General features: G+C 35.3%; 25 protein-coding genes. 16 read left to right on the top strand and 9 right to left on the bottom strand.

Annotated elements, in window-relative coordinates; translation table 11 throughout:
* Nucleotides 1-7: 7 nt before the first annotated feature.
* Genes BUC12_RS08305 through BUC12_RS08280 form a run of 6 tightly spaced genes read right to left on the bottom strand, consistent with a single transcriptional unit; the run spans nt 8 to nt 6348 of the window.
* Nucleotides 8-1066, bottom strand: coding sequence for a glycosyltransferase family 4 protein (locus tag BUC12_RS08305; protein ID WP_062184829.1), 1059 nt, complete (start codon nt 1064-1066; stop codon nt 8-10).
* 1 nt (nt 1067) lies between these two features.
* A complete protein-coding gene (locus BUC12_RS08300) occupies nt 1068-1904 on the bottom strand; it encodes a hypothetical protein (RefSeq protein WP_062184833.1) in 837 nt (278 codons plus the stop codon).
* Complete coding sequence (locus BUC12_RS08295; RefSeq protein ID WP_236689420.1) at nt 1901-2938, bottom strand: glycosyltransferase family 4 protein; 1038 nt, start codon at nt 2936-2938, stop codon at nt 1901-1903. The genes BUC12_RS08300 and BUC12_RS08295 overlap by 4 nt, the downstream gene beginning before the upstream one ends.
* Entirely contained in the window at nt 2925-4202 is a 1278-nt protein-coding gene (locus BUC12_RS08290; protein WP_062184838.1) for a hypothetical protein, read from the bottom strand. Before BUC12_RS08290 ends, BUC12_RS08295 begins: the two co-directional genes overlap by 14 nt.
* A 3-nt stretch (nt 4203-4205) precedes the next feature.
* The gene (locus tag BUC12_RS08285; RefSeq protein ID WP_062184841.1) at nt 4206-5267 is read right to left on the bottom strand and encodes a glycosyltransferase family 2 protein; all 1062 of its coding nucleotides are present in this window, start codon (nt 5265-5267) and stop codon (nt 4206-4208) included.
* A gap of 7 nt (nt 5268-5274) precedes the next feature.
* On the bottom strand, nt 5275-6348 hold the full coding sequence (locus BUC12_RS08280) for a glycosyltransferase (RefSeq protein ID WP_062184845.1): 1074 nt from the start codon (nt 6346-6348) through the stop codon (nt 5275-5277).
* A gap of 196 nt (nt 6349-6544) precedes the next feature.
* On the opposite strand from BUC12_RS08280, the gene BUC12_RS08275 reads away from it, so the two are divergent.
* Genes BUC12_RS08275 through BUC12_RS08255 form a run of 5 tightly spaced genes read left to right on the top strand, consistent with a single transcriptional unit; the run spans nt 6545 to nt 10135 of the window.
* Nucleotides 6545-7915 carry a sugar transferase gene (locus BUC12_RS08275; RefSeq protein WP_062184848.1) on the top strand — a complete coding sequence of 457 codons (1371 nt, stop codon included), beginning with the start codon at nt 6545-6547 and terminating at the stop codon, nt 7913-7915.
* Nucleotides 7916-7932: 17 nt separating this feature from the next.
* Nucleotides 7933-8460, top strand: coding sequence for a nitroreductase family protein (locus BUC12_RS08270; RefSeq protein ID WP_062184851.1), 528 nt, complete (start codon nt 7933-7935; stop codon nt 8458-8460).
* Between the two features lie 54 nt (nt 8461-8514).
* Nucleotides 8515-8838 (top strand): LiaF transmembrane domain-containing protein, encoded by a 324-nt coding sequence (locus BUC12_RS08265; RefSeq protein WP_062184853.1) that lies wholly within the window; start codon nt 8515-8517, stop codon nt 8836-8838.
* A gap of 12 nt (nt 8839-8850) precedes the next feature.
* Nucleotides 8851-9612: a Rossmann-like and DUF2520 domain-containing protein gene (locus tag BUC12_RS08260; RefSeq protein WP_062184856.1), complete on the top strand. Its 762-nt coding sequence runs from the start codon at nt 8851-8853 to the stop codon at nt 9610-9612.
* Nucleotide 9613: 1 nt separating this feature from the next.
* Complete coding sequence (locus BUC12_RS08255) at nt 9614-10135, top strand: KdsC family phosphatase (RefSeq protein ID WP_062184859.1); 522 nt, start codon at nt 9614-9616, stop codon at nt 10133-10135.
* Nucleotides 10136-10142: 7 nt separating this feature from the next.
* Here the strand turns inward: BUC12_RS08255 and BUC12_RS08250 are convergent, their stop codons facing one another.
* The 3 genes from BUC12_RS08250 to BUC12_RS08240 form a co-directional block, all read right to left on the bottom strand.
* Nucleotides 10143-10550, bottom strand: a complete 408-nt coding sequence (locus BUC12_RS08250) for a DUF2752 domain-containing protein (protein ID WP_062184861.1) — start codon at nt 10548-10550, stop codon at nt 10143-10145.
* 75 nt (nt 10551-10625) lie between these two features.
* Nucleotides 10626-10997: a CD225/dispanin family protein gene (locus BUC12_RS08245; protein ID WP_062184864.1), complete on the bottom strand. Its 372-nt coding sequence runs from the start codon at nt 10995-10997 to the stop codon at nt 10626-10628.
* Nucleotides 10998-11031: 34 nt separating this feature from the next.
* Nucleotides 11032-12198 carry an AIR synthase related protein gene (locus BUC12_RS08240; RefSeq protein WP_062184867.1) on the bottom strand — a complete coding sequence of 389 codons (1167 nt, stop codon included), beginning with the start codon at nt 12196-12198 and terminating at the stop codon, nt 11032-11034.
* A gap of 138 nt (nt 12199-12336) precedes the next feature.
* Between BUC12_RS08240 and BUC12_RS08235 the strand changes: the two genes are divergently transcribed.
* The 11 genes from BUC12_RS08235 to BUC12_RS08185 all read left to right on the top strand — a co-directional run bounded on the left by BUC12_RS08235 (nt 12337) and on the right by BUC12_RS08185 (nt 22032).
* Complete coding sequence (locus BUC12_RS08235; protein ID WP_244893470.1) at nt 12337-13296, top strand: NAD-dependent epimerase/dehydratase family protein; 960 nt, start codon at nt 12337-12339, stop codon at nt 13294-13296.
* 76 nt (nt 13297-13372) lie between these two features.
* Nucleotides 13373-13822, top strand: coding sequence for an inner membrane protein YiaA (yiaA, locus tag BUC12_RS08230; protein ID WP_082141956.1), 450 nt, complete (start codon nt 13373-13375; stop codon nt 13820-13822).
* Between the two features lie 138 nt (nt 13823-13960).
* Complete coding sequence (gene nusB, locus BUC12_RS08225) at nt 13961-14887, top strand: transcription antitermination factor NusB (protein ID WP_062184873.1); 927 nt, start codon at nt 13961-13963, stop codon at nt 14885-14887.
* Between the two features lie 108 nt (nt 14888-14995).
* Nucleotides 14996-15322, top strand: coding sequence for a preprotein translocase subunit YajC (yajC, locus tag BUC12_RS08220; protein WP_062184876.1), 327 nt, complete (start codon nt 14996-14998; stop codon nt 15320-15322).
* A 62-nt stretch (nt 15323-15384) separates the two neighbouring features.
* Complete coding sequence (locus BUC12_RS08215) at nt 15385-16386, top strand: YbbR-like domain-containing protein (protein ID WP_062184879.1); 1002 nt, start codon at nt 15385-15387, stop codon at nt 16384-16386.
* A complete protein-coding gene (gene coaE / locus BUC12_RS08210) occupies nt 16379-16960 on the top strand; it encodes a dephospho-CoA kinase (protein WP_062184882.1) in 582 nt (193 codons plus the stop codon). Before BUC12_RS08215 ends, coaE begins: the two co-directional genes overlap by 8 nt.
* The gene (locus BUC12_RS08205) at nt 16957-17598 is read left to right on the top strand and encodes a carbonic anhydrase (RefSeq protein ID WP_062184885.1); all 642 of its coding nucleotides are present in this window, start codon (nt 16957-16959) and stop codon (nt 17596-17598) included. Before coaE ends, BUC12_RS08205 begins: the two co-directional genes overlap by 4 nt.
* Before the next feature lie 12 nt (nt 17599-17610).
* Nucleotides 17611-18465, top strand: coding sequence for a metal ABC transporter solute-binding protein, Zn/Mn family (locus tag BUC12_RS08200; protein ID WP_062184889.1), 855 nt, complete (start codon nt 17611-17613; stop codon nt 18463-18465).
* The gene (locus BUC12_RS08195; protein WP_062184892.1) at nt 18458-19246 is read left to right on the top strand and encodes a metal ABC transporter ATP-binding protein; all 789 of its coding nucleotides are present in this window, start codon (nt 18458-18460) and stop codon (nt 19244-19246) included. Before BUC12_RS08200 ends, BUC12_RS08195 begins: the two co-directional genes overlap by 8 nt.
* A 74-nt stretch (nt 19247-19320) precedes the next feature.
* A complete protein-coding gene (locus tag BUC12_RS08190) occupies nt 19321-20181 on the top strand; it encodes a M48 family metallopeptidase (RefSeq protein WP_062184895.1) in 861 nt (286 codons plus the stop codon).
* A 204-nt stretch (nt 20182-20385) separates the two neighbouring features.
* Complete coding sequence (locus tag BUC12_RS08185; protein WP_062184898.1) at nt 20386-22032, top strand: diphosphate--fructose-6-phosphate 1-phosphotransferase; 1647 nt, start codon at nt 20386-20388, stop codon at nt 22030-22032.
* The last annotated feature ends 134 nt before the right edge of the window (nt 22033-22166 follow it).

The following is a 22166-nucleotide window of genomic DNA, read 5'->3' as shown; positions in this document are numbered from 1 at the left end:
TTGAATCCTAGTTATATTTTTCTATAAGATCTAATACTTTTCGTGCCGATTTTTCCCATGAATATTTTTTAACCTGCTTCAATCCTTTCTCTTTTAGATCATTGCGTAAATCAGGATTATTAATTAGCATATTCATTTTTTTCGTAATATCAGACACATCATAAGGATCGACATACAAAACTGCATCACCACAAACTTCTTCAATAGCTTCTATTTTAGAGCCTATCACAGGGCATTCACATACCATCGATTCTAAAGGAGGAATACCAAATCCCTCGTATAAAGAAGGATATACCGAAAATAAAGCATTATGGTATAATGTTTTTAGAGTATCATCATCCACATATCCCGGTAAAATAACATTATCGCCGATTAACTTCTTTAAATCCGGAGTATTAAAGGCTTTAAATTGCATTCCTACAATATATAACTTTAATGTTTTATCATCTATATTATTGAAGGCTTCAATTAATCTGTGAAAGTTCTTACGGGGATCTAGAGATGATACGGATAATATATACCGATCATTACCTAATACAGTTGAAGCATCCCCAGACGAAGATTCTTGTGTATGATATGTAGGAATACTGCAATTGACAACATTAAGTTTCTCTTCAGGGACTTTTAGTACATCCATAATTTCCCGTTTAGAATACTCACTTACGGTAATTACAGCATGAGCTTTACGGGAAATCCGAGGCATCATATAACCATAATATCTCCAGTAATTTTTCGAGAACCATTCGGGATGTCTTTCATGTGAAACATCATGAATAGTTATAATCTGATTTTTGTATGTCAGTGGACCACATCCGGAAAAGCTTACAAGTAAGGGGTTTCCCTGCTTTCTTAAAAATTGAGCTAAGCTTATTTGTTCCCATAAATGCCCCTTGAGTGAACCACATTTTACAACTTTAAATTCAAACTTATAGTCCGGATTAATATCATGTGGGGCAGCAACATAAAAATCAGCCCCAATTTTTTGGAGTTGATTGCATATTTCAAAAGCATACCGGTGTATCCCGGTTGGCTTTTGACTTAAAAATCTGCCATTTACAACAAACATATCAATCTAATTTTCTGTACACTTTTGCTTTAAACCAGCTTTTCTTGGGTAATAAATAACTCAAATAAATCCAAAAAACAGGCTTTATTCTCTTCCATCTCCTATTCTTAACTGATATATCAGTAAAATAGTTCGTTCCTGTAATTACATTGAATAATTGTTTCTTCTCATTTATACCACCTTTTAAAAATTCAATGTGGTGAGTCACCATCTTTGCCTTAGGGAAAATATAGAACCTTTTGTTCGCAGAATCATCTATACAAGGATATTTAGGCATATAACTTGGTATATGCACAGGCATATTTTCTGTAATAGAGATGAAACCAACATCTGCTTTTTTTAAATAATTAGCAATATAACATTCGGGGTACAGATCTATGTCGAACAAATCAAAGTGCGTCCGGATAAAATCCGATTTAACAATAGCGAAGTCAACTGCTAAAGAATAATCTTTATCATACCAATCGGCACTAGCCCACACTACGTTTACTTTATCATCTAATAACCGGACGTACTTAGATACAATATCATCAGAATATATCCATGTATCGGCTTCTAAAATAATAGTATAATCACAGTCGTCCGGAATATGTTTCCGCCCTTCCTGTAATAGCTGTGCGCTACCTTTACGGTGTCCCCAATTATGATCCAGAATAATAAGATTATCGACAAGTTGTTTAGTATTCTCATTAATCAAATAACCATCCTTATAGCCATTACTAATAACTATGATTTCATAGTCGAATGTATGCCAGGTATCTCTTATTATCTGAAGATTATAATTCAAATCTTCAACTCTATCATAAACACGGACCAGTATTGCGACCTTTTTCTTCATTTCTCTTTACTATCTACATCAAGAAGATTTCTGATTATAGAGTCCATTTTTGCAACTGCTACATTCCATGAGAATTTCTGAATAAATTCATTCCCTGCCGATGCTATAGCTACCCTCTTTTTATCATCCGATAATAAAATGTCCAACTTCAGGACTAAATCATTCACATTCTTAGGCTCATACAATAACGTAGTATTATTATCAATTCCATATTCCGAATGCCCTTGTATATTAGTTAAGACACAGGCACATCCACAAAACATTGCTTCCATAGGTGTTAAAGCCATCCCCTCAGTTAAAGAATTCGCTATAAATATAGAATTACTGTTATATAAGGAAGGCAAATCGTCCGGATTTCTATGATAAGTTATCCAATCCGGTAAACCTTCGGGTTCCGGGAATATTCCAAATAGATCAACTTTCAAATCCTGATACTTCTGCTTTATCATTTTTAAAGCCTGCAATCCATAATCAGAACCCTTTATATCCTGAGTTGAGTATAACATACATACAGAACCTAATGTTCTGTCCGATATAAAGTTTGTTATTTTATACCTATCACTATCAATTGCATTCGGTATTAAATAAGCCTGACTATTTGAATATTGTTCCACAATTCTCTTCAGATAACTTGCTACAACAATATTAGTTGTAGCAGGCATATTATAAGATGAATGTAGTTCATCAACATGTCCTATCCAATCTTCGTATCCTTGAATTAAGTTTATTTTCAACCCTTTTGAAACACCTAATCGCCCCATATCAAGAACAGTAGTCCACCAAGTTGCTATAACTATATCCGAATCTTTTATATATTTATCAGAAACAGTATCGACATAACACTGCGTTATTCCTTCTCTAAATTTAAACCATTGATTTGTTCTAAACCCTTCAATATAAGATAATGCTTTTCTTACAATATATGGAAGCCTGTATTCCATATACTTAGTCTTTATCGGATATGTTATATTAACAGAATACCCTAAATCGAATAAACGATTTGCATATTCATACATTACTTTAAATCCGCCCATTGGCCGTCTTGCTCTGAACGGCATGACGAAGTTTATGGTTACTAATTTTTCCAAGCCTATATAATTTGGGAGTGTATATATAATATTTATAATGTAAGAAATAAAAAATAAAGAAATACATAAATAGGTTCAAATCGGACAGCCCCTTTACATTCAGAGCCGCATTATAAGCAAAACCGATCAAGAGAGTAAACACCCATGCCTGATCCCTAACAAAAGACATCTTCATTAAGTAAAACTGATAAAATAAATAGGCAATAGTTCCGGGTAAACCTATCCAGAATAATAAACGTGTATATCCGACATCACTACCCCAAAACTCCATATGCCCCCAACCATACATCCATTGCTCAAAATTATAGGGTAGAATAAACATATTTTCGATACCATCCGACGATTGAGTACTAAATGTACCAGTGTTCTGGTAGTTGATAAAACCTTCAAAAGCCCAATCTGCAAATTCAGGAAAATAAATATAGCATAATGTTGACCCTATGGAACCCAGAATAGCACCTATACCTAAAAAGCGAAATAATTGAGATTTATTCGCATTTCCTGTAAATAATAAGATTACAACCAATATAACACTGGCAAATAAACCTATAGATGTTGTTCTTGCAGAAAGAAGCCCTACATATAATATGATACAATAAACTGCAGCAAGAATAATAAGTTGAATAGTATTAAATTTATTCTTTACAGCAATATAAGATATCAGAATAAGTGCAAAACCACAAGAAACCCCCGCCCCAAAGAAAGCAACACCATATCCGAGCAACCGTCGACCTTCAGTATCATCTCTCTTGAATTGCGCTACAGCATCAGCCATCTGTAAAGAATTAAAGAAATTCCGTATAGCCTCATTCTGGTGCATCAGTACAGAAATAATACATTGAACAAGAATCGCCCCAATTATATAATACAGAAATAGAGTAAAACTCCCATTTGGATGTATCTGAAAAAAAATAAACACTATTAAGTATGAAGCGAATAACCAAGCTACCTGGCTCTTTGTATTGTCATATAAATAAGGATCAGTGTAGGAATTCATATATATGGTAATCCATGCCATAAGTACAATAGGAAAATAAGCAAATGCAATCTTTATAATTTCAGGATAAGGCCTGCCATTATATAAATATACACCCAATCCTAATACCCCGGACGTGAAAAGAAATGAGTATCCAAAAAACGATATTGCCTGTGGATACAATGTATAAAATGTCAGAACGAATAATAATATAATCCCTATTATTTTTTTCATGAATTACCTGAAGACTAACCTGTATATAAATGATTTTTTATACTCCATTCGAAATACACATTTTATATACAAGATAAGAATATCTTGTTTACTATAATTATCCCTAATATATAATTGTGACTCTTTACAACGCTTAACCGCAGCTAATCCTAATCGAGAATTGGCACATAGGCGTAACCAATGCAAAGATAACATTCTCTCTAAATATTGAGACGAACAGATAGAGTTATCTCTATTCTGTTCTATTAGATTCAGCATAAATCCTTCACACTTGTCCAGATAATCAAGAGAAGACCTTAAGGGGAGACATTCAGCTACAGATGCATAAATATCCAGATTTTCATTATCATGAGGTAATCCCAACTCTCTACAATGAATAGCAAATACTTTTTTCTTGTTATCTATTTGTCGCTGCTCATTCACAACTGATATTTGCGAATCATGTATCCGGTAATATAACAAAGGCTCCGATAAATTAGCTAATTTTGTTATATACATGGCTTTTACCCATAAAGCATAATCTTCTACATGAAGATACTCTTTTTCAAATTTTAATCGTTTCTCGGTAAAAAGTGTCCTCCGTATCATTACTGCCGGATGACATATGCCAGATCTAAAAAGCAGATAGCCTCGTAAATCCTCGTATTTTTCCGGATTATGATATAAATTTTTCTTCGTATGCCCCGTTTTGAAGGTATAGAACTGTGTACTAACAACATCGAAGTCTTTCTTTTCTTCAAGAAAAGCAACTTGTTTAGCTATTCTTTCAGGAAATGAGATATCATCGGCATCCATTCTCGCAATATATTCCCCGGAACAAAATTCAATCCCTTTATTCAGGGTATCAATCAGTTTTAAATTTTTCTCATTATTTATAATCTTTATCCGGTTATCTTTAGCTGCTAATGATTCAATAACAGAAAGAGTACTATCCGTCGAACAATCATTAATAACTATAATCTCGAGATTCTTATATGATTGATTCATTATAGAAGAAAGAGCTTCTTCTACAAACGATTCGACATTATAGCAAGGCATTAAAACCGATACCAGAGGTGTACTCATACTATGATTAACGCTTTCTTTTTTGTTTTACTATTGTTTCATATATTTCCTGATATCCGGCAACCATTTTATCTATTGTGTAGTTCTCCAAATACGAATTTCGAGCACCAACGGACATTTCTTTATGTACCTCAGGTTTTAATATATAATCTATTTTTTCTACAAACAAAGATACTTCATTTTCAACTGCAAATCCATTTTTTCCGTCCAAAACCTCTGGAATACCACCTACCGATGATGCTATAACCGGAACTCCAAAAGATAATGCCTCTAAAAGGGACATTGGCAAACCTTCGTAATTTGAAGGGAGAACAAAAATATCTGCATATTTTAGATAAATATATGCAGCTTTCGACTCTCCTAAGCAAAACACATTAGCCGGTAAATCTTTTATCTCTGATTTATTACCTATCCAGACAAAGGCAACATCATTCCGTTTTAGAGCTATTTCAATAAAGAGATCAAACTTTTTCTGTTTTGAAATGCGGGATACACACATCACGACTTTGTCATATGACTGTTTTATTGTATCCAACTGATTCTTTATAATAGGATCTCCTACAATATTAATATCTTCGGATGTATGGTCTATTACCCCATTATATACCAGATCAACATTAGAAGATATACCTTCTTCATTTAATCCTTTAACATCATATTTGCTGACTCCAACAATTGCAGCAGCTCTGGACTTTAGTAAACGTTCGATTAATAAGAATTTCTTAAACCCTTTCCTTATTGAATCAAAACCATGAACAGTATATACTATCGTTTTTGGATTAAATACAATACGACCTATTGCCCCCATTTTGGAAGAGTGCAGATGAACAATATCAGGCTTATACTTAAAACGAAGCCTTAATAAACGGAAAGCCAATACAATATCCTTTAATGATACTTGCTTCCTATGTTCACTAATCCTTATCAGGTGAGGATGGTTAGACAAGTTTGCCCAAGATTCCCCCTCGCCGCCGTACAATATGTAAAATGTATTTTTATCCCCTAATTTTTCAACAAGGTTGGCAACAACTGTCTGTGCGCCGCCAAATTCGGATACGGTTATTACCTGAAATATCTTCACTAGCTAAATCATTCTGAATATGTTGACAAAGTTAAAGTTTTTATACAAAAAAACATCTTTTTATGCAGACATACTACCATTACCAAACAATTGACTCGATTTAATTATCGCAGAATGTCTATATATTTATAATATCTTCTTAAATTTGTGAACTTGAATGGATGATTTAATCCTCTAATCTTGATTATTATTCTACATGGAAAGATTCTTCACGCGTAAGGGATTCAGCTTTTTTATCTTAATGGTTGACCTTCTGATCATTTGCTTGTCTACATACATATCTTATCTTTATTTCGAGGATACATTAGCCGCTTATAATGACAATTTACGGGCAATTATATCCATGGCTCCTTATATAGCATTATTTTACTTGATTATAGGCCATGTTTTCGAACTTGATAAACCTAAAGAGTTCACTCTCTTTGGAGTAGCTTACTCTGTTATGGTTTCGATTGCCTGCTTGTTTTTGCTGACAATGGCTATGAGCTTTTTGACCCGAAGGCTTGCATACCCTCGAAGTATTCTTATTATGAGTTCGGTCATTCAAGTAGTATTATTATCTGCTTGGCACCTCTTCATCAACAAAAGATACCTGATTGCCAATGTTAAAAAAACGGTGGTAGTTATTGGTTATGACAAAGCCAGAAAACTTGCGCACAGGCTTCTTAACTCCAAGGGGATGTGGACTAATGTTAAACATATATGTACCCCGGAGTCACCTAATTTAAAAGAACATATCAAAGATTGTGATGTCGCTTTTTTAGCTGAAGATGTAGATGAAAGCACAAAACAAGGTATTGCGGAATACTGCGTTGCAGCAGATAAAGAATTTTGTTACGAACCCAGATTTCAGGAAATATTTTTGTTCAATGCAAATTTTGTTCAGGTTGAAGATACACCAATCCTTAAAGTAAGACCTTTTGACGTTAATGCTGAAAGTAATTTTGCTAAAAGAATATTAGACTTAAGTATTTGTACTATAGGAGGAATTATACTTTTTATTCCCTTTACCATTGTAGCTATTAGCCTAAAAATCGGAGGAGGCTCTGTATTTTTCAAGCAGGAACGGGTAACCCAATTCGGACGAATTTTTTATATATATAAATTCCGCACTATGATTGAGAATGCAGAAGCTATGTCCGGTCCTGTTCTTGCACAAGAAGCAGACAAGCGTATCACGAAACTGGGACATATATTAAGAGCTACCCGGCTCGACGAGATACCTCAGATATATAACATTATCAAAGGGGACATGAGTATTGTGGGTCCGCGTCCCGAGCGCCCTTTCTTCGTCGAACAGTTTTGTAAAGAAATACCGGAATATGATCTACGTCACAGAGTCAAAGCAGGATTAACCGGATTAGCCCAAGTACAGGGTAAATATAATACCTCGGTACAAGATAAGCTTAAATACGATCTTCTTTACATCAATGGTTATTCTTTTGCTATGGATGTAAAGCTTATTATGCAGACTCTTACGGTTCTGCTAAAGAAAAGCAGTACCGAAGGAGTAAAAGATGTAGAACAGAATGAGGAATTTATCAATAAATTGATAGATGCCAATTAATTATAAAACAAACGCCTATGAGTAGTTTTTCTGATCTAATAAGCAGACGTAGAAGTATACGGAAATTTACCGACCAGCCACTTTCTCCTGATCACGTAGAACTAATACTCAAAGCCGGATTAAAGTCACCATCTTCAAAAAATGCCAAACCTTGGCATTTTATTGTTATTGAGGATAACGAAATACTAGAGAAATTAGTATCTGCAAAAAAAGGAGGGTGTAAATTCCTTGCCGATTGTGCTTTAGCCATTATAGTTACAGCCGACCCTTTACTTAGTAATGTATGGATAGAGGATGCTTCAATAGCTTCTATTATGATACAATTACAAGCCGAAGACCTCGGGCTAGGTAGCTGCTGGATACAAATAAGAGACAGATATAATGTAAATGAAATATCTTCGGAAGAATATATAAAGGACCTTTTGGATTTACCCATACAACTCCAAGTATTATCTATTATCGCAATAGGTCATAAAGGACAAGAAAAACCGCCTATTACAGATGAAGACTTGGAATGGGAAAAAGTCCACATTGGTAAATTTTAAATTCCTTCCGTTTAAAGACAATGATCTGAATATTAATTCTCAACATTTATTATTATGGCTAAAAGTTCAAGTAATAGATTGCCGTTCGGTCTGATCATGTTATTAGTGGGTGTTATTTACCTGCTAAGTAAGACCGGAATACTAGAAAAGATTCCTTACATTAGTAAAATGATGAATATCGGTACTTTTTTTCTGATTGCCGGTATCATATTTCTATTAACTAAAACCGAAAAGACTGTAGGTATTGTTTTTACGGCAATAGGTATAATTATTAATTTTGATTTTTTCTTCGGTTGGATACATAACTACTCTTCATTGATTATTCCTATTGCTCTTATTGGTGTTGGGTTAGCCATGGTACTAACTGCGAAGAAGTAAAAACCGGACATCATGAAAATTGTTTTTATCGGAGCCGGACGATTAGCTACCCATTTAGCTAAAAGCCTATATGAAGCATCCCATATTATTGTTCAGGTTTATAGCAGAACATTAGAATCGGCATCGTTACTTGCTGGACTAGTAAACTCAAATCCGATTAATAAACTTACAGAAATATATCCCGATGCAGATATATATATATTTTCTGTCAATGATTCTGTTCTCGAAGACCTTCTGAACCAAATCCCGGAGAATAATGGTATTTGGCTACATACAGCCGGAAGTTTGCCATTGGGTATATTTGAAGGACATAACAAAAGATATGGTGTCATATACCCTCTTCAAACATTTAGTAAAGACCGGAATGTCGATTTTGAAAAAATCCCGTTATTTATCGAAGCTAACAATGATCCGGACATACAGCTATTAACGAATCTCGGTAAGGGCATATCTCAGGATGTATATACTCTATCCTCTGAGAAACGTCAATATATACATCTCACTGGAGTGTTTGCTTGCAACTTTGTTAACCAGATGTATGCGATATCTGATACAATATTAAAAGAAGAGGGAATCCCATTTCAAGTACTTTTACCGCTGATAGACGAAACCGCGGCTAAAGTTCATGATTTATCTCCGAAAGAAGCGCAGACAGGTCCGGCTATCAGATATGACACTAATATAATAAATAAGCATTTAACACTGATAAAAGACGAAAAATTAAAAAACATTTACCGTCTTATCAGCGAATATATACACGAATCCAATAAATAAAATGAGTTCTATTAATTACGATTTAACTAAGATAAAAACCTTTATATTTGATGTTGACGGTGTATTATCTCCGGATTGTATTCCTCTGTCTATAGAAGGAGTCCCTATGCGTATGATAAATATAAAAGATGGTTATGCCATGAATCTGGCTTGTAAATCGGGATATGGCATGGCTATTATTACCGGAGGAGATACAGATGCTGTAAGATTACGCTTTGCGCGTTTGGGTATTGAACACATCTACATGAAATCGTCTATAAAAATTAACGACTTGAATGACTACATGGCTAAAACCGGATATAAACCTGAAGAAATAATGTATTCCGGCGATGATTTACCAGATATGCATGTTATGCAAGCTGTAGGATTGCCCGTTGCACCGGCTGACGCAGCACCTGAAATAAAAGGGGTAGCAAAATATATTTCACACAAAAAAGGAGGAGATGGTGTTGCCCGGGATGTTATCGAGCAAGTTATGAAGGCACAGGGTACATGGATGAACGACCAAGCTTTCGGCTGGTAATAATGTATTACAGTGGAGATAGATATGTAAAAGGAAAGCATGGTATGTTTCGTATTATGAAAAATACGACCAATACAATTAAAAATATTTTAGCAAAGCGTGGTGAAAATAAAAGACCATTTACATATTCTTTATTTCCCAACCCATAAACCTGTACTAATATGTAATATAAGTATATAAAGAAAGGTATAGCAGCAACAAAAAGAATATTATACCTTAAGGCTTTAAGAAAATGCCCGTGTAAAAGATTGTGAAATGCTCTTTGCCCTCCACAACCTGGACAGAATAGGCCTGTTAACTTATATAGACCACATTGAACACTCCAATCGCTTTCTGCTTCTTTATAGTTATAATATAGGATACACAGAAGTACCGGAATAACAATGGCAAATATGATTATTAGTATTTTTTTCATAAATAAAACAAAGGGTAGCTATTTAAAAAGCTACCCTTCTTTTTTTAACATTTTATCAGAGGGTACATCTGCTGATTACTGAATTTGTCTCAAGTATTCCTGATACACTTCAAGCATTCCTGCAGAACCAACTGTTGCGAATTGTATTATCGAATAAATAAGTCCGATAGCGCCTAAGCCAATAGCTACAAATGCTAATATCTTTGCATTTTTCGCACTACTTAAAGCACCCTGATAATCGCCATAGTTATATTTAGACTCTACCTGAGTAGAAAATACAATAGCTACTATTCCGACGATAAGTCCAATACAACAAGGACTACATAAGCCTAATACTGTTCCGATGATCGTCAAAGGAAGGTTGTTGTTCGGTTTAGGCATTTGATTACCATCATTTGGATTATTAAGTCCAAAATTAGGATTTTGTGTAAATGATCTATTTTCCATAAAATAAAATTAATATATATATTCCGTATTACAATTAATATTCAAATTCACCAAACTCACTCTTTATAATAAGTTCTGTTCTATCGGAAGTTTCAACCCTTCCTACTATACGTGCTTCGATATTGAAAGATTGAGATATCGCTATTATTTTCTGAGCATATTCAGGAGAAACATAAATCTCCATTCTATGTCCCATATTGAAAACTTTGTACATTTCTTTCCAATCTGTACCCGACTGTTCCTGAATAAGCTTGAATAGTGGAGGAACTGGAAACATATTGTCTTTTACTACACGAACATTGTCCACAAAGTGTAATACTTTTGTTTGAGCGCCCCCTGAACAATGTACCATACCATGAATATTTGGACGAAACTCTTCTAAGATTTTCTTTATCACCGGAGCGTATGTACGGGTTGGAGACAACACTAATTTGCCTGCATTCAGAGGTGCTCCTTCTACATCGTCTGTTAAGTTCTTACTGCCGGAATATATAAGTCCGGATGGTATAGAAGCATCATAACTCTCCGGATATTTGGCAGCTAAATAGTTGGCAAAAACATCATGTCGGGCAGAAGTAAGCCCATTACTCCCCATGCCTCCATTATATTCTTTTTCGTATGTAGCTTGTCCGGAAGAGGATAAACCGACAATAACATCACCCGGTCGAATATTATCATTTGATATTACATCAGCTCTTTTCATCCGGCATGTCACAGTACTGTCGACAATGATTGTCCTTACAAGATCTCCTACATCTGCCGTTTCGCCCCCTGTAGGATAAATATTCACTCCTAACAAGGAAAGCTCTTCACACAGATCATTAGTAGCATTAATTATTGCAGAAATCACATCTCCCGGTATCAATAATTTATTCCGGCCTATTGTAGACGATAATAAAATATTATCGGTAGCACCCACACAGAGCAAATCATCAATATTCATTATCAATGCATCCTGGGCAATACCTTTCCAAACAGACAGGTCACCGGTTTCCTTCCAATAAGTATATGCTAAAGATGATTTAGTTCCTGCACCATCAGCATGCATTATATTACAATACGCCGGATCTCCTCCCAATATATCGGGAATAATTTTACAAAAAGCTTTAGGAAATAAACCTTTATCTATATTCTTTATTGCGTTATGCACATCTTCCTTTGATGCGGATACTCCCCTTTGATTATATCTCTGATCGCTCATTTATTGTTATATAAGTGGCTTAAAGTGTTTTACAAGAAGTAAATATTTTAATTAATGCAAAAATAACAAAATAAATGTTCCGCATAAAGCATTATACATATATTTGCTCAAAAACTTAATTATAACATAAGAGATATCATGCCTAGAATGAGAATAGCTATTACAGGTGCAGCCGGCAATCTGGGAACCTTACTTGCCCGGCGTATGGTTTTTGAAAATATTGATCTGAATCTATTAATTCATAAGAAACTTATAGAAGAAGGCCTTGCCGGATATAATAATACAGAGATATTCAAAATTGATTTAGCACAACCAACAACCCTCGATGAATCTCTTAAAAATGTAGATGTGATTGTCCATTTCGCAGGAGTTCTGTTTAAATCCAACCCTGAGAAATTCCTATCGGAAACCAATACTAAATACTTTCGCAATCTTTTAGATAAAGCAGTAGAACACAATATAGGAAGGATCATTCTGATCTCATTCCCTCATGTAGAGGGTGAAACCAGTCCCGAATATCCGGCTACCGGTAAATTGACAGGTCAACCCATATCTATGCATGCGAAAACTCGTTTGGATGAAGAAAAGATCTTATTTGATTATGCTTCAAAGTTCTCGTTCGAGCCCGTATCATTGCGTGTGGGTATGGTTTATGGTAAAGGAATCCTGATGATTGATGCTGCACAGTGGTTTGCCAGGCATTATTTATTAGGTATTTGGAAAACCCCGACTTATATCCATTTAATTTCAAAAGATGATTTCGCAGAAGCGGTAACACAAGCTGCTATCAGACCTAACATCTCGGGCATTTACCATATTGGTGATGACGGGATTCAAACACTTCAACAATTCCTTGACGATATTACTTCTTATAAAAAGAACCATAAGCCATGGAGAATGCCTGTATGGATGATCATGACGGCTGCACGTGCATTCGAATTATTTTCGGCTGTTTTCGGTACCATCAGCCCGTTAACTGTAGATTTTATAAAAATAGGCATGGTCTCTTATTACGGAGATACAACACGCATGAGAAAAGAACTGCTCCCCACCCTACGCTATAAAACATATAAAGAAGGTATAAAGCTTTTTGATTAAAAATACACCACTTAGGTATTTTAGAAAAAACAATTATCTTTGGTCCGGTTTAATTACAACACTCAAATAAAAACGCATGAAAAAAGAAAGAACATCATTAGCATTTAGTTTTGCGTCATGGGCTGCTCTCATTCTGGGAATGTTAGGTTTCCTTGTCGGGCTTTGGAGAGCCGAAATGCTGTTAAGTGAAAAAGGATATTATTTTACCATATTATTATACGGATTATTTTCAGCTGTGGCTGTACAAAAGAGTGTACGGGACCGTTTAGAAAACATTCCTGTCAGTGATATATTTTATGGTATCAGTTGGGCATCAGTTGTGATATCTGTAATCCTTTTAACTATAGGCTTGATTAATGCCGAAATACTACCTAGCGAAAAAGGTTTTTATGCTTTCGGTTTTATCCTTGCTTTATTCGGGGCAATAGCCGTGCAAAAGAATACCAGGGACAATGCAGAAGCTGATAACACTACTGTACATCAGCCGCCAATACACGAAAGAAGAAAAGATCAAGAACAAGAATAATTCTCTACCAAAATACGAAATAGAAGGAATCCTTTTACATGGATTCCTTTTTTATTTTTTAACTTTAGAAAAAAGCGGCTATACAGGCTCGGAAATATAAGAGGAATGCCTATCTTTGCTGTCCAAATTATTTGATCAATGATTAATCGCGTTCTTATTCGTATTAGAGTTATACAGATATTGTATTCAACTTATCAAAATGGCAGTGGAGATCTGAAAAAAGCAGAAAATGACCTAATATTCGGTCTCCAGAAATCGTACGACCTGTACTTTTTCTTACTCCTACTTCTGGTTGAAATCACCGAAACTTACACAAAACGAGTTGAAGCCCGTAAGGCAAAACTACTTCCTACCAACGAAGATATTAATCCCAATACAAAGTTAATAGAGAATTTATTTATTCTGCAACTCAAATCAAATATACAATTTATCGAGTATTTGAAAGAGAGGCCTTTATCATGGGAAGGACATGAAAATTTCATTAAAGGGTTATTAGAAGATATTCTAAAATCAGATACATATTTAGATTATTCTACCGATCCGGTCTCCGACTACGAAAGTGACAGGGAGTTCTGGCGCAAAATATTTAAATCCAAGATCTATTCCAATGAACAATTAGATGATATTCTAGAAGAAGAAAGCCTTTTCTGGAATGATGATATAGAAATAGTTGAATCGTTTATACTAAAAACAATCAAAAAGTTCGACTATGAAAGTGGAGACCAGCAAGAATTGTTGCCTATGTTCAAAGACGAAGACGATCGGGTATTTGCCACCAAACTCTTGCGAGAGTCTATGTTCAATGTCAAGAACGCCCGTGATATGATAAATAAATATGCTCAAAACTGGGAATCTGAGCGTATCGCTTTCATGGATATGATAATTATGCAGGCGGCTATAACCGAGATACTTACTTTTCCTAGTATACCGATCAACGTAACAATGAACGAGTATATCAATATTGCGAAAACATATAGTACACAAAAGAGCTCTTCCTTCATAAACGGAATACTCGATGCTGTCGTTTCGGATTTAAAAGCAGAGAATAAGTTATTAAAAAAATAAAACTAGAGCACCAATATCGTAAGTTAATTATATTTCGCTTCTGGTTTTTTATAAAATACTGTATCTTTGTAAAAGAGTGTTTAGTAAAAATAATATAAGAAAAAAACTATGAATTCATTATTCGTATTCTCACAAATAGGAGGATCCGGCGGCGGCGCTTGGAGTACAATCCTTATGTTTGGATTAATTATCGTCGTATTTTATTTTTTCATGATCCGTCCACAGCAAAAAAAACAAAAGGCTTTACAGGAAGCCCGCAGTGCTATGAAAAGCGGAGATAAAGTTATTACTGCCGGAGGCATACATGGTCGTATTAAAGAAGTTGGCGAAACTTTCTTTATCGTAGAAATAGCAGATAATGTTAGAATCAAAATAGACAAAGCCTCAGTTTTTGCGGCAGGAGATGCTCCTGCTAGTGGAGAGGTTGCAAAATAATTGAATGCCTTTGGATGTTAAATTTTCAGGCATTGGAGTAAAAAATTAAGAAGCATAAGCCAATGAGCATTGCTACAGAACAAATATGGCAAAGGGTCAGGATATTTTTTAAGCGAATAGCGTGGAAGAAGATTCTGACTTTTTCCTTTTTTGTCCTTATTGCAACCATACTTTGGTTTATGCAGATATACAATAAGAGTTTTGAGACTACAATCAATATTCCTATTAAGTATACCTCTGTGCCTGATAGTATAATATTTCAAGATTCACTACCCTCAAACATGGTACTTCGTGTCAAAGATGACGGGTTTGCTATGTTCAGGTATTATTTCTCCAAAAGGGACACTTTACGGATTGATGTTTCGAGTATTGTACAAAATGGATCTAATAAAATACTCCAGGGAAACAGTTTCGATTTCTTTATACGCAAGTCGCTTCCAATATCAACACAAATATTAAATTATGAGCCTGTGCGGATATCTTTTGCATATTCTGCACTTGAAAGTAAGAAACTACCTGTCGTTTTTGATGGGCAACTAAACCTTTCGCCCGGATATTTCTTAAATAACGATATAAAGATCAGACCGGATAGTGTTACAGCATATGGATCAAAAGCAGATTTAAACAAACTGATGTTCGCTTATACTGTAAGTGATACAGTTAGTGGTCTTGACCAAAATACACGCATCAGGTATGCTTTAGCAAACAAAGACAGAATTAAATTCTCACCGAATATTGTTTATATAGATGTATCAGTAGAAGCTTATACTCAAAAAACAGTAGAAATTCCTGTTGAATGTTTAAATCTACCGGAAAACTTGACAGCAAAGCTTTTTCCATCAAGAGTCAAGCTTAGTTTTTTTGTCGGAGTTTCTAAAGTCGATTCTATAAAAGATACAGACTTTTCGGTTGCTATTGATTACGTTGGCCTACAAGATTCCAAACAAGCATCTGTACCTGTTAGAATTACTTCCAGCCCAGGATTTGTTAGAAATCTCACCATTACACCTCCCAATGTGCAATATATTTTTGAATACAAAAGTGAAGCAGTAAACAATGATTAAATTAGGAATCACAGGAGGGATTGGTAGTGGAAAATCAACAGTCAGCGAGATTCTCAAAATAATGGGTATACCTGTTTATATTGCAGACATAGAAAGTAAGAAATTAACTGAGTCCTCCCCTATTATACGAGAAAAACTTATCGATGTTTTTGGTTCTGATCTGTACGAAGGAGATAAACTAAATAAGCCACTATTAGCTTCATATATATTTAATGACAAAAATAAATTAGCAATAGCTAATTCTATAATACACCCAGAAGTTGATAAACACTTCATTAACTGGGTCGAAAAAAAACCAGAATCACCGATAGTAGCTGTTGAAACAGCTATTTTATTTGAATCGGGTATGAACAGGTTTACCGATAAAACGTTAATGGTGTATACTCCATTGGAAGAACGGATTAAGCGCACCATGCTTAGAGACAATACAACCATGGAAAAAGTAAAAGAAAGAATCAACAGTCAGGTTTCTGATGAAGAAAAAATCAAGTTAACTGACTATATAATTTATAACGATGAAAAACAATCGTTGATAGAACAATGTAAAAACTTAATACACAATATACAACAATGATAGAAGACGATTTATATAATAATATTTTTGAAGCAAATAAGCGCTGGGTAGAACAAAAATTAGCAGAAAATCCTGAATTTTTTCATGATTTAGTTGAAGAGCAACATCCTGATTTTTTGTATATAGGTTGCTCTGATAGTAGAGTGCACGCCAATGAGATAATGGGTTTGAAACCCGGTCAGGTATTTGTCCACCGTAATATAGCCAATATGGTAATAAATACCGATTTAAATGCCTTATCGGTAATAAATTACGCAGTGGAAAATCTAAAGGTAAAATATATTATTGTATGTGGGCATTACAATTGTGGAGGTATTAAAGCCGCTATGGATTTCAAAGATTCGGGTATTATAAGCCCTTGGTTAAGAAGCATCCGGGATGTATACCGTCTTCATGAAAAAGAACTAAGCAAGATAGAAGACCCAAACGAAAGATACAGACGTTTTGTTGAAATAAATATATATGAACAATGTATTAATGTTATCAAAATAAGAGAAGTAAGAGAAGCCTTTAAAAAAACCGGCTATCCCCGGATTGTTGGTTGGGTATATGACTTAGAGAATGGTTCTCTGAATGATATGGAAGTTAACTGCGAACAAGAGTTCGAACGTATACACAACTTATTCCATTTAGGATAACTTAATTAATTTATGAAGTATCTATATTTTATTTTCATTGTATTTATCATATATTCTTTGTCTGCCTGTACGCCGCCATCTAAACAGGAAGAGAAAATGATATCTGTTTCTATAGACCCTCAAAAGTACTTTCTGGAACAGATTGTAGGCAATAAATTCACTGTAAATACAGCAATACCTTCCGGCTCCAATCCCGAAACTTACGATCCGTCCCCTTCGCAAATGGTAAACATAGGCAGAAGTCAGATATACTTTAAAGTAGGTAATCTTGGATTTGAAAATACTTGGTTGAATAATATCAGCGTCAACAATCCTTCTTTGAAAATTATAGATTGTTCGGCAGGTATAAAAGTAATTGCCGATGATCATGGACATCCCAACGGAGATCCGCATATTTGGAGTTCGACTAAAACAGCGTTAACCGTTTCAACGACGATGTATAATGCAATGATAGAAGCCGATCCGAAAAATAAGGACTTTTATCTTGACAGGTTCAAAAATCTGGAAAGAACCATTCAGCAGACAGACAGTATCGTAAAGCATTATCTGTCTGAAGCTCCAAGTAAGTCCTTTATAATCTATCATCCGGCTTTAAGCTACTTTGCCGAACAATATGGTTTGAAGCAATACAGTATTGAAGTCGAAGGTAAAGCTCCTACACCACAACAGATAGCCCAATTGGTAAAAAAGGCTAAACAAGAGAATATTAAAGTTATCTTTGTTCAAGAAGAATACGATATAAAAAATGCCGAACCAATAGCAAAAGAAACCGGAGCTAAGCTAGTTACAATAAATCCGTTATCGTATAATTGGAATGAAGAATTGATCAAAATAGCAAAAGCCATCTCTGATAAGCATAATGAATAAGATTCTTGAGATAAAAGATATAACTGTAGGGTACGAGACTGATAAGCCTGTGCTCAAAGAGGTTAATCTATCTATTTTTGAAAATGATTTTCTAGGAATTATCGGACCTAATGGTGGAGGAAAGACTACTCTATTAAAAACAATTCTAGGTTTAGTAAAACCGGTATCGGGTTCGATTCGTTTTTTTAAAGGAGGACATGAGACTTCTATCAATATCGGATATTTACCACAGATAAACAGGGTAGATAAAAATTTTCCGATATCTGTTTTTGATGTTATACTGTCCGGACTAACTGCACAACGTAAATTTTTCAACTATTATACAAACGAACAAAAAAACAAAGCTAAACAGGTAGCCCAAATGATGGGGTTAGAAGCATTTCTAAACCGTCCTATTGGTAATCTATCAGGAGGACAGCTACAACGTACTCTTTTAGGAAGGGCAATTGTAGATGAACCGGATTTACTGATATTGGATGAACCAAGTTCGTATGTTGATAAACGCTTCGAAACAGACTTTTATAAAATACTGGAAAAAATCAATAAAAACACAGCTATTGTACTTGTATCACATGATGTAGGTACAGTAGTATCACTTGTTAAGAATATCGCTTGTGTAAATGAAGGTTTACACTATCATTCGGGAGCCAACATCTCAACTTCCTGGTTAGAGAAGACTTATACATCCTGTCCTATCGAAATTGTCGGGCATGGAGACTTTCCACACCGTGTATTGGAGAAACACGAAGGATGCAAATGCTGTAATTCGGATGATGAGTAATTGCGAAATCTTCCATCATAAACTTTTCGTACTTCAAAAGCGTTAAAACACTAATCAAACTAACATAGATTCTTATGAAATATTATTACATCTTACTCCCGCTGTTTTCTGTACTGCTACTTTTGTCGTCATGCGGTAGCGTCCCGGTAACAGGACGTAAGCAAATGTTATTAGTTTCAGATCAGGAGGTATTGACTCTGAGTCTACAACAATATGATGAATTTATAAAAACAGCACCTAAATCGACAGACAAGGCTAATACTGCCTTAGTACAAAAAGTCGGGAGAAATATAGCAAATGCAGTTGAGAGTTACATGAAAGCGAACGGAATGGAAAGTCTTATATCCAGCTATTCATGGGAGTTCAATTTGGTAAAGAGTGCTGAGGTGAATGCCTTTTGTATGCCTGGGGGGAAAATTGTTGTATATGAGGGTATCTTACCCATAACAAAGGATGAAACCGGCTTAGCAGTTGTTCTCGGACATGAAGTAGCACACGCGGTTGCAAAACATGCAAACGAGCGTATGAGCCAGCAAATGGCAGCTCAATATGGAGGAGCAGCACTGGGGGTCGCTTTAGGAGGAGCATCTTCAGCAGTACAAACAGTTGCATCATCAGTTTATGGCCTTGGAGCCCAATACGGAGTAATGTTACCTTACTCAAGGAAACAGGAGTTAGAAGCGGATAAGCTAGGACTTATTTTTATGGCTATGGCCGGTTATAATCCACAAATGGCTGAAAGCTTCTGGTTAAGAATGTCTCAGAACTCAGGAGGTCAGAGTGTAGCCGAATTCCAAAGCACACACCCTTCGGATGAAACCCGTATAAAGAAGATTAAAGAAGAGTTACCGGAGGCAATGAAATATTACAAGGCCGGAAATAGTATAAAAAGCACTCCTTCGAATGCAAAAACATCAGAACAGTGGAAATTTTGATAACTCTGGTTATCATTTTGATAAACAAAAACTTCCGGATAAATTTTTATCCGGAAGTTTTTGTTTATAACCCATCTGTTTTCTATTTTATTATTCAAAAAAAATGACGAAATTTGTAACATACGAGTTCTCTAAAGTGAACACTTAAATAACAAGAACATACATCATCAGATAATTAATTAAATAATTAAACAAGTAATCAAAATGACAAAAAGCGCATTACAAGTAGCAAGAGCTGCTTATAAGCCTAAAATGCCTAAAGCATTGTATGGTTCGGTAAAAGTAGAAGAAGGTGCTGCAACTCAATCTATTGCTGACCAAGAAGAAGTGAAAAAGCTTTTCCCGAACACATATGGAATGCCTATCCTTAAATTCGTCGAATCATCTGAGAAAGTAAATCTTCCGGTGATGAATGTTGGCGTTATATTATCAGGAGGTCAGGCTCCCGGAGGACATAATGTTATCGCCGGTATTTTTGATGGTATTAAAAGCCTTAATAAAGACAGTAAAATATACGGATTCTTAATGGGACCCGGAGGCTTGATTGATCACAAATATCAAGAACTAACATCAGACATTATAGACGAATATCGTAATACTGGAGGTTTTGATATTATTGGATCAGGACGTACAAAACTCGAAACTAAAGAACAATTTGATAAAGGTCTGGAGATCTTAAAGAAACTGGATATAAAAGCTCTTGTAATTATCGGTGGAGACGACTCTAATACTAATGCTTGTGTATTAGCCGAATATTACAAAGCAATCAATGCAGGAGTACAGGTTATTGGCTGTCCTAAGACAATTGACGGTGACTTGAAGAATGAAATGATCGAAACTTCATTCGGCTTTGATACTGCTTGCAAAGTATATTCAGAAGTAATCGGAAATATCGAAAGAGACTGTAATTCAGCTCGTAAATATTGGCATTTTATTAAATTAATGGGACGTTCGGCTTCTCACATTGCTTTGGAATGTGCTTTACAGACTCAGCCTAACTTCTGTATCATTTCTGAAGAAGTAGAAGCTAAGAATCAATCTTTGGACGATATTGTGACTGAAATTGCAACAGCTGTTGCTAACCGTGCTGCTAATGGCAACAATTTCGGTACTGTACTTATTCCTGAAGGACTTATCGAATTTATCCCTGCAATGAAGATTCTTATCTCTGAACTTAACGACTTCCTTGCTCACCACCAAGATGAGTTCAATGCTGTAGCTAAAGACGAAAAACGTCAATATATTATAAGGAATCTTTCGGAAAAGAATGCAGCTATTTATGAAAGTCTTCCTGAAGGAGTTGCACGCCAATTAACTCTTGATCGTGACCCTCATGGTAATGTTCAGGTTTCGTTAATTGAAACAGAGAAACTTCTTGCTGAAATGGTTGGAAATAAACTTGCAGAATGGAAAAAAGCTGGTAAATATTCAGGCAAATTTGCTTCTCAGGTTCATTTCTTCGGATACGAAGGACGTTGTGCTGCTCCTTCAAACTATGATGCTGATTACTGTTACTCTTTGGGATATACTGCTGCTGCACTTATCGGTTCAGGTAAGACAGGATATATGTCATCTGTTCGTAATACAACAGCTCCTGCTGACCAATGGATTGCTGGAGGGGTACCTGTTACTATGATGATGAACATGGAACGCCGTCATGGAGAAATGAAGCCGGTTATTCAAAAAGCATTGGTTAAATTGGATGGTGCTCCGTTCAAATTTTTCGCTGCAAATCGTGAAAAATGGGCTGTTGGTACAGAATATGTATATCCGGGACCAATCCAATACTTCGGACCATCAGAAGTATCCGACCAACCTACTGTAACATTGAAATTAGAACAAGGTAAATAATAACAGACCTTATACTTAAATAAAAAGCCGGGAGTAATCTGAAGTGAACCCTAAAAGTTAGACAAACTTTTAGGGTTTATTTTATGGAAAAGAAGAAGCGTAACAAGTTTAGTATCGAAGATCGGGAGCGAGCC

The organism is Indolivaga macrotermitis (assembly GCF_900128985.1).
Classification (GTDB): domain Bacteria; phylum Bacteroidota; class Bacteroidia; order Bacteroidales; family Dysgonomonadaceae; genus Dysgonomonas_A; species Dysgonomonas_A macrotermitis.
The sequence above is the reverse complement of the archived record's forward strand: the minus strand, read 5'-3'. Positions and strand labels throughout refer to the sequence as shown.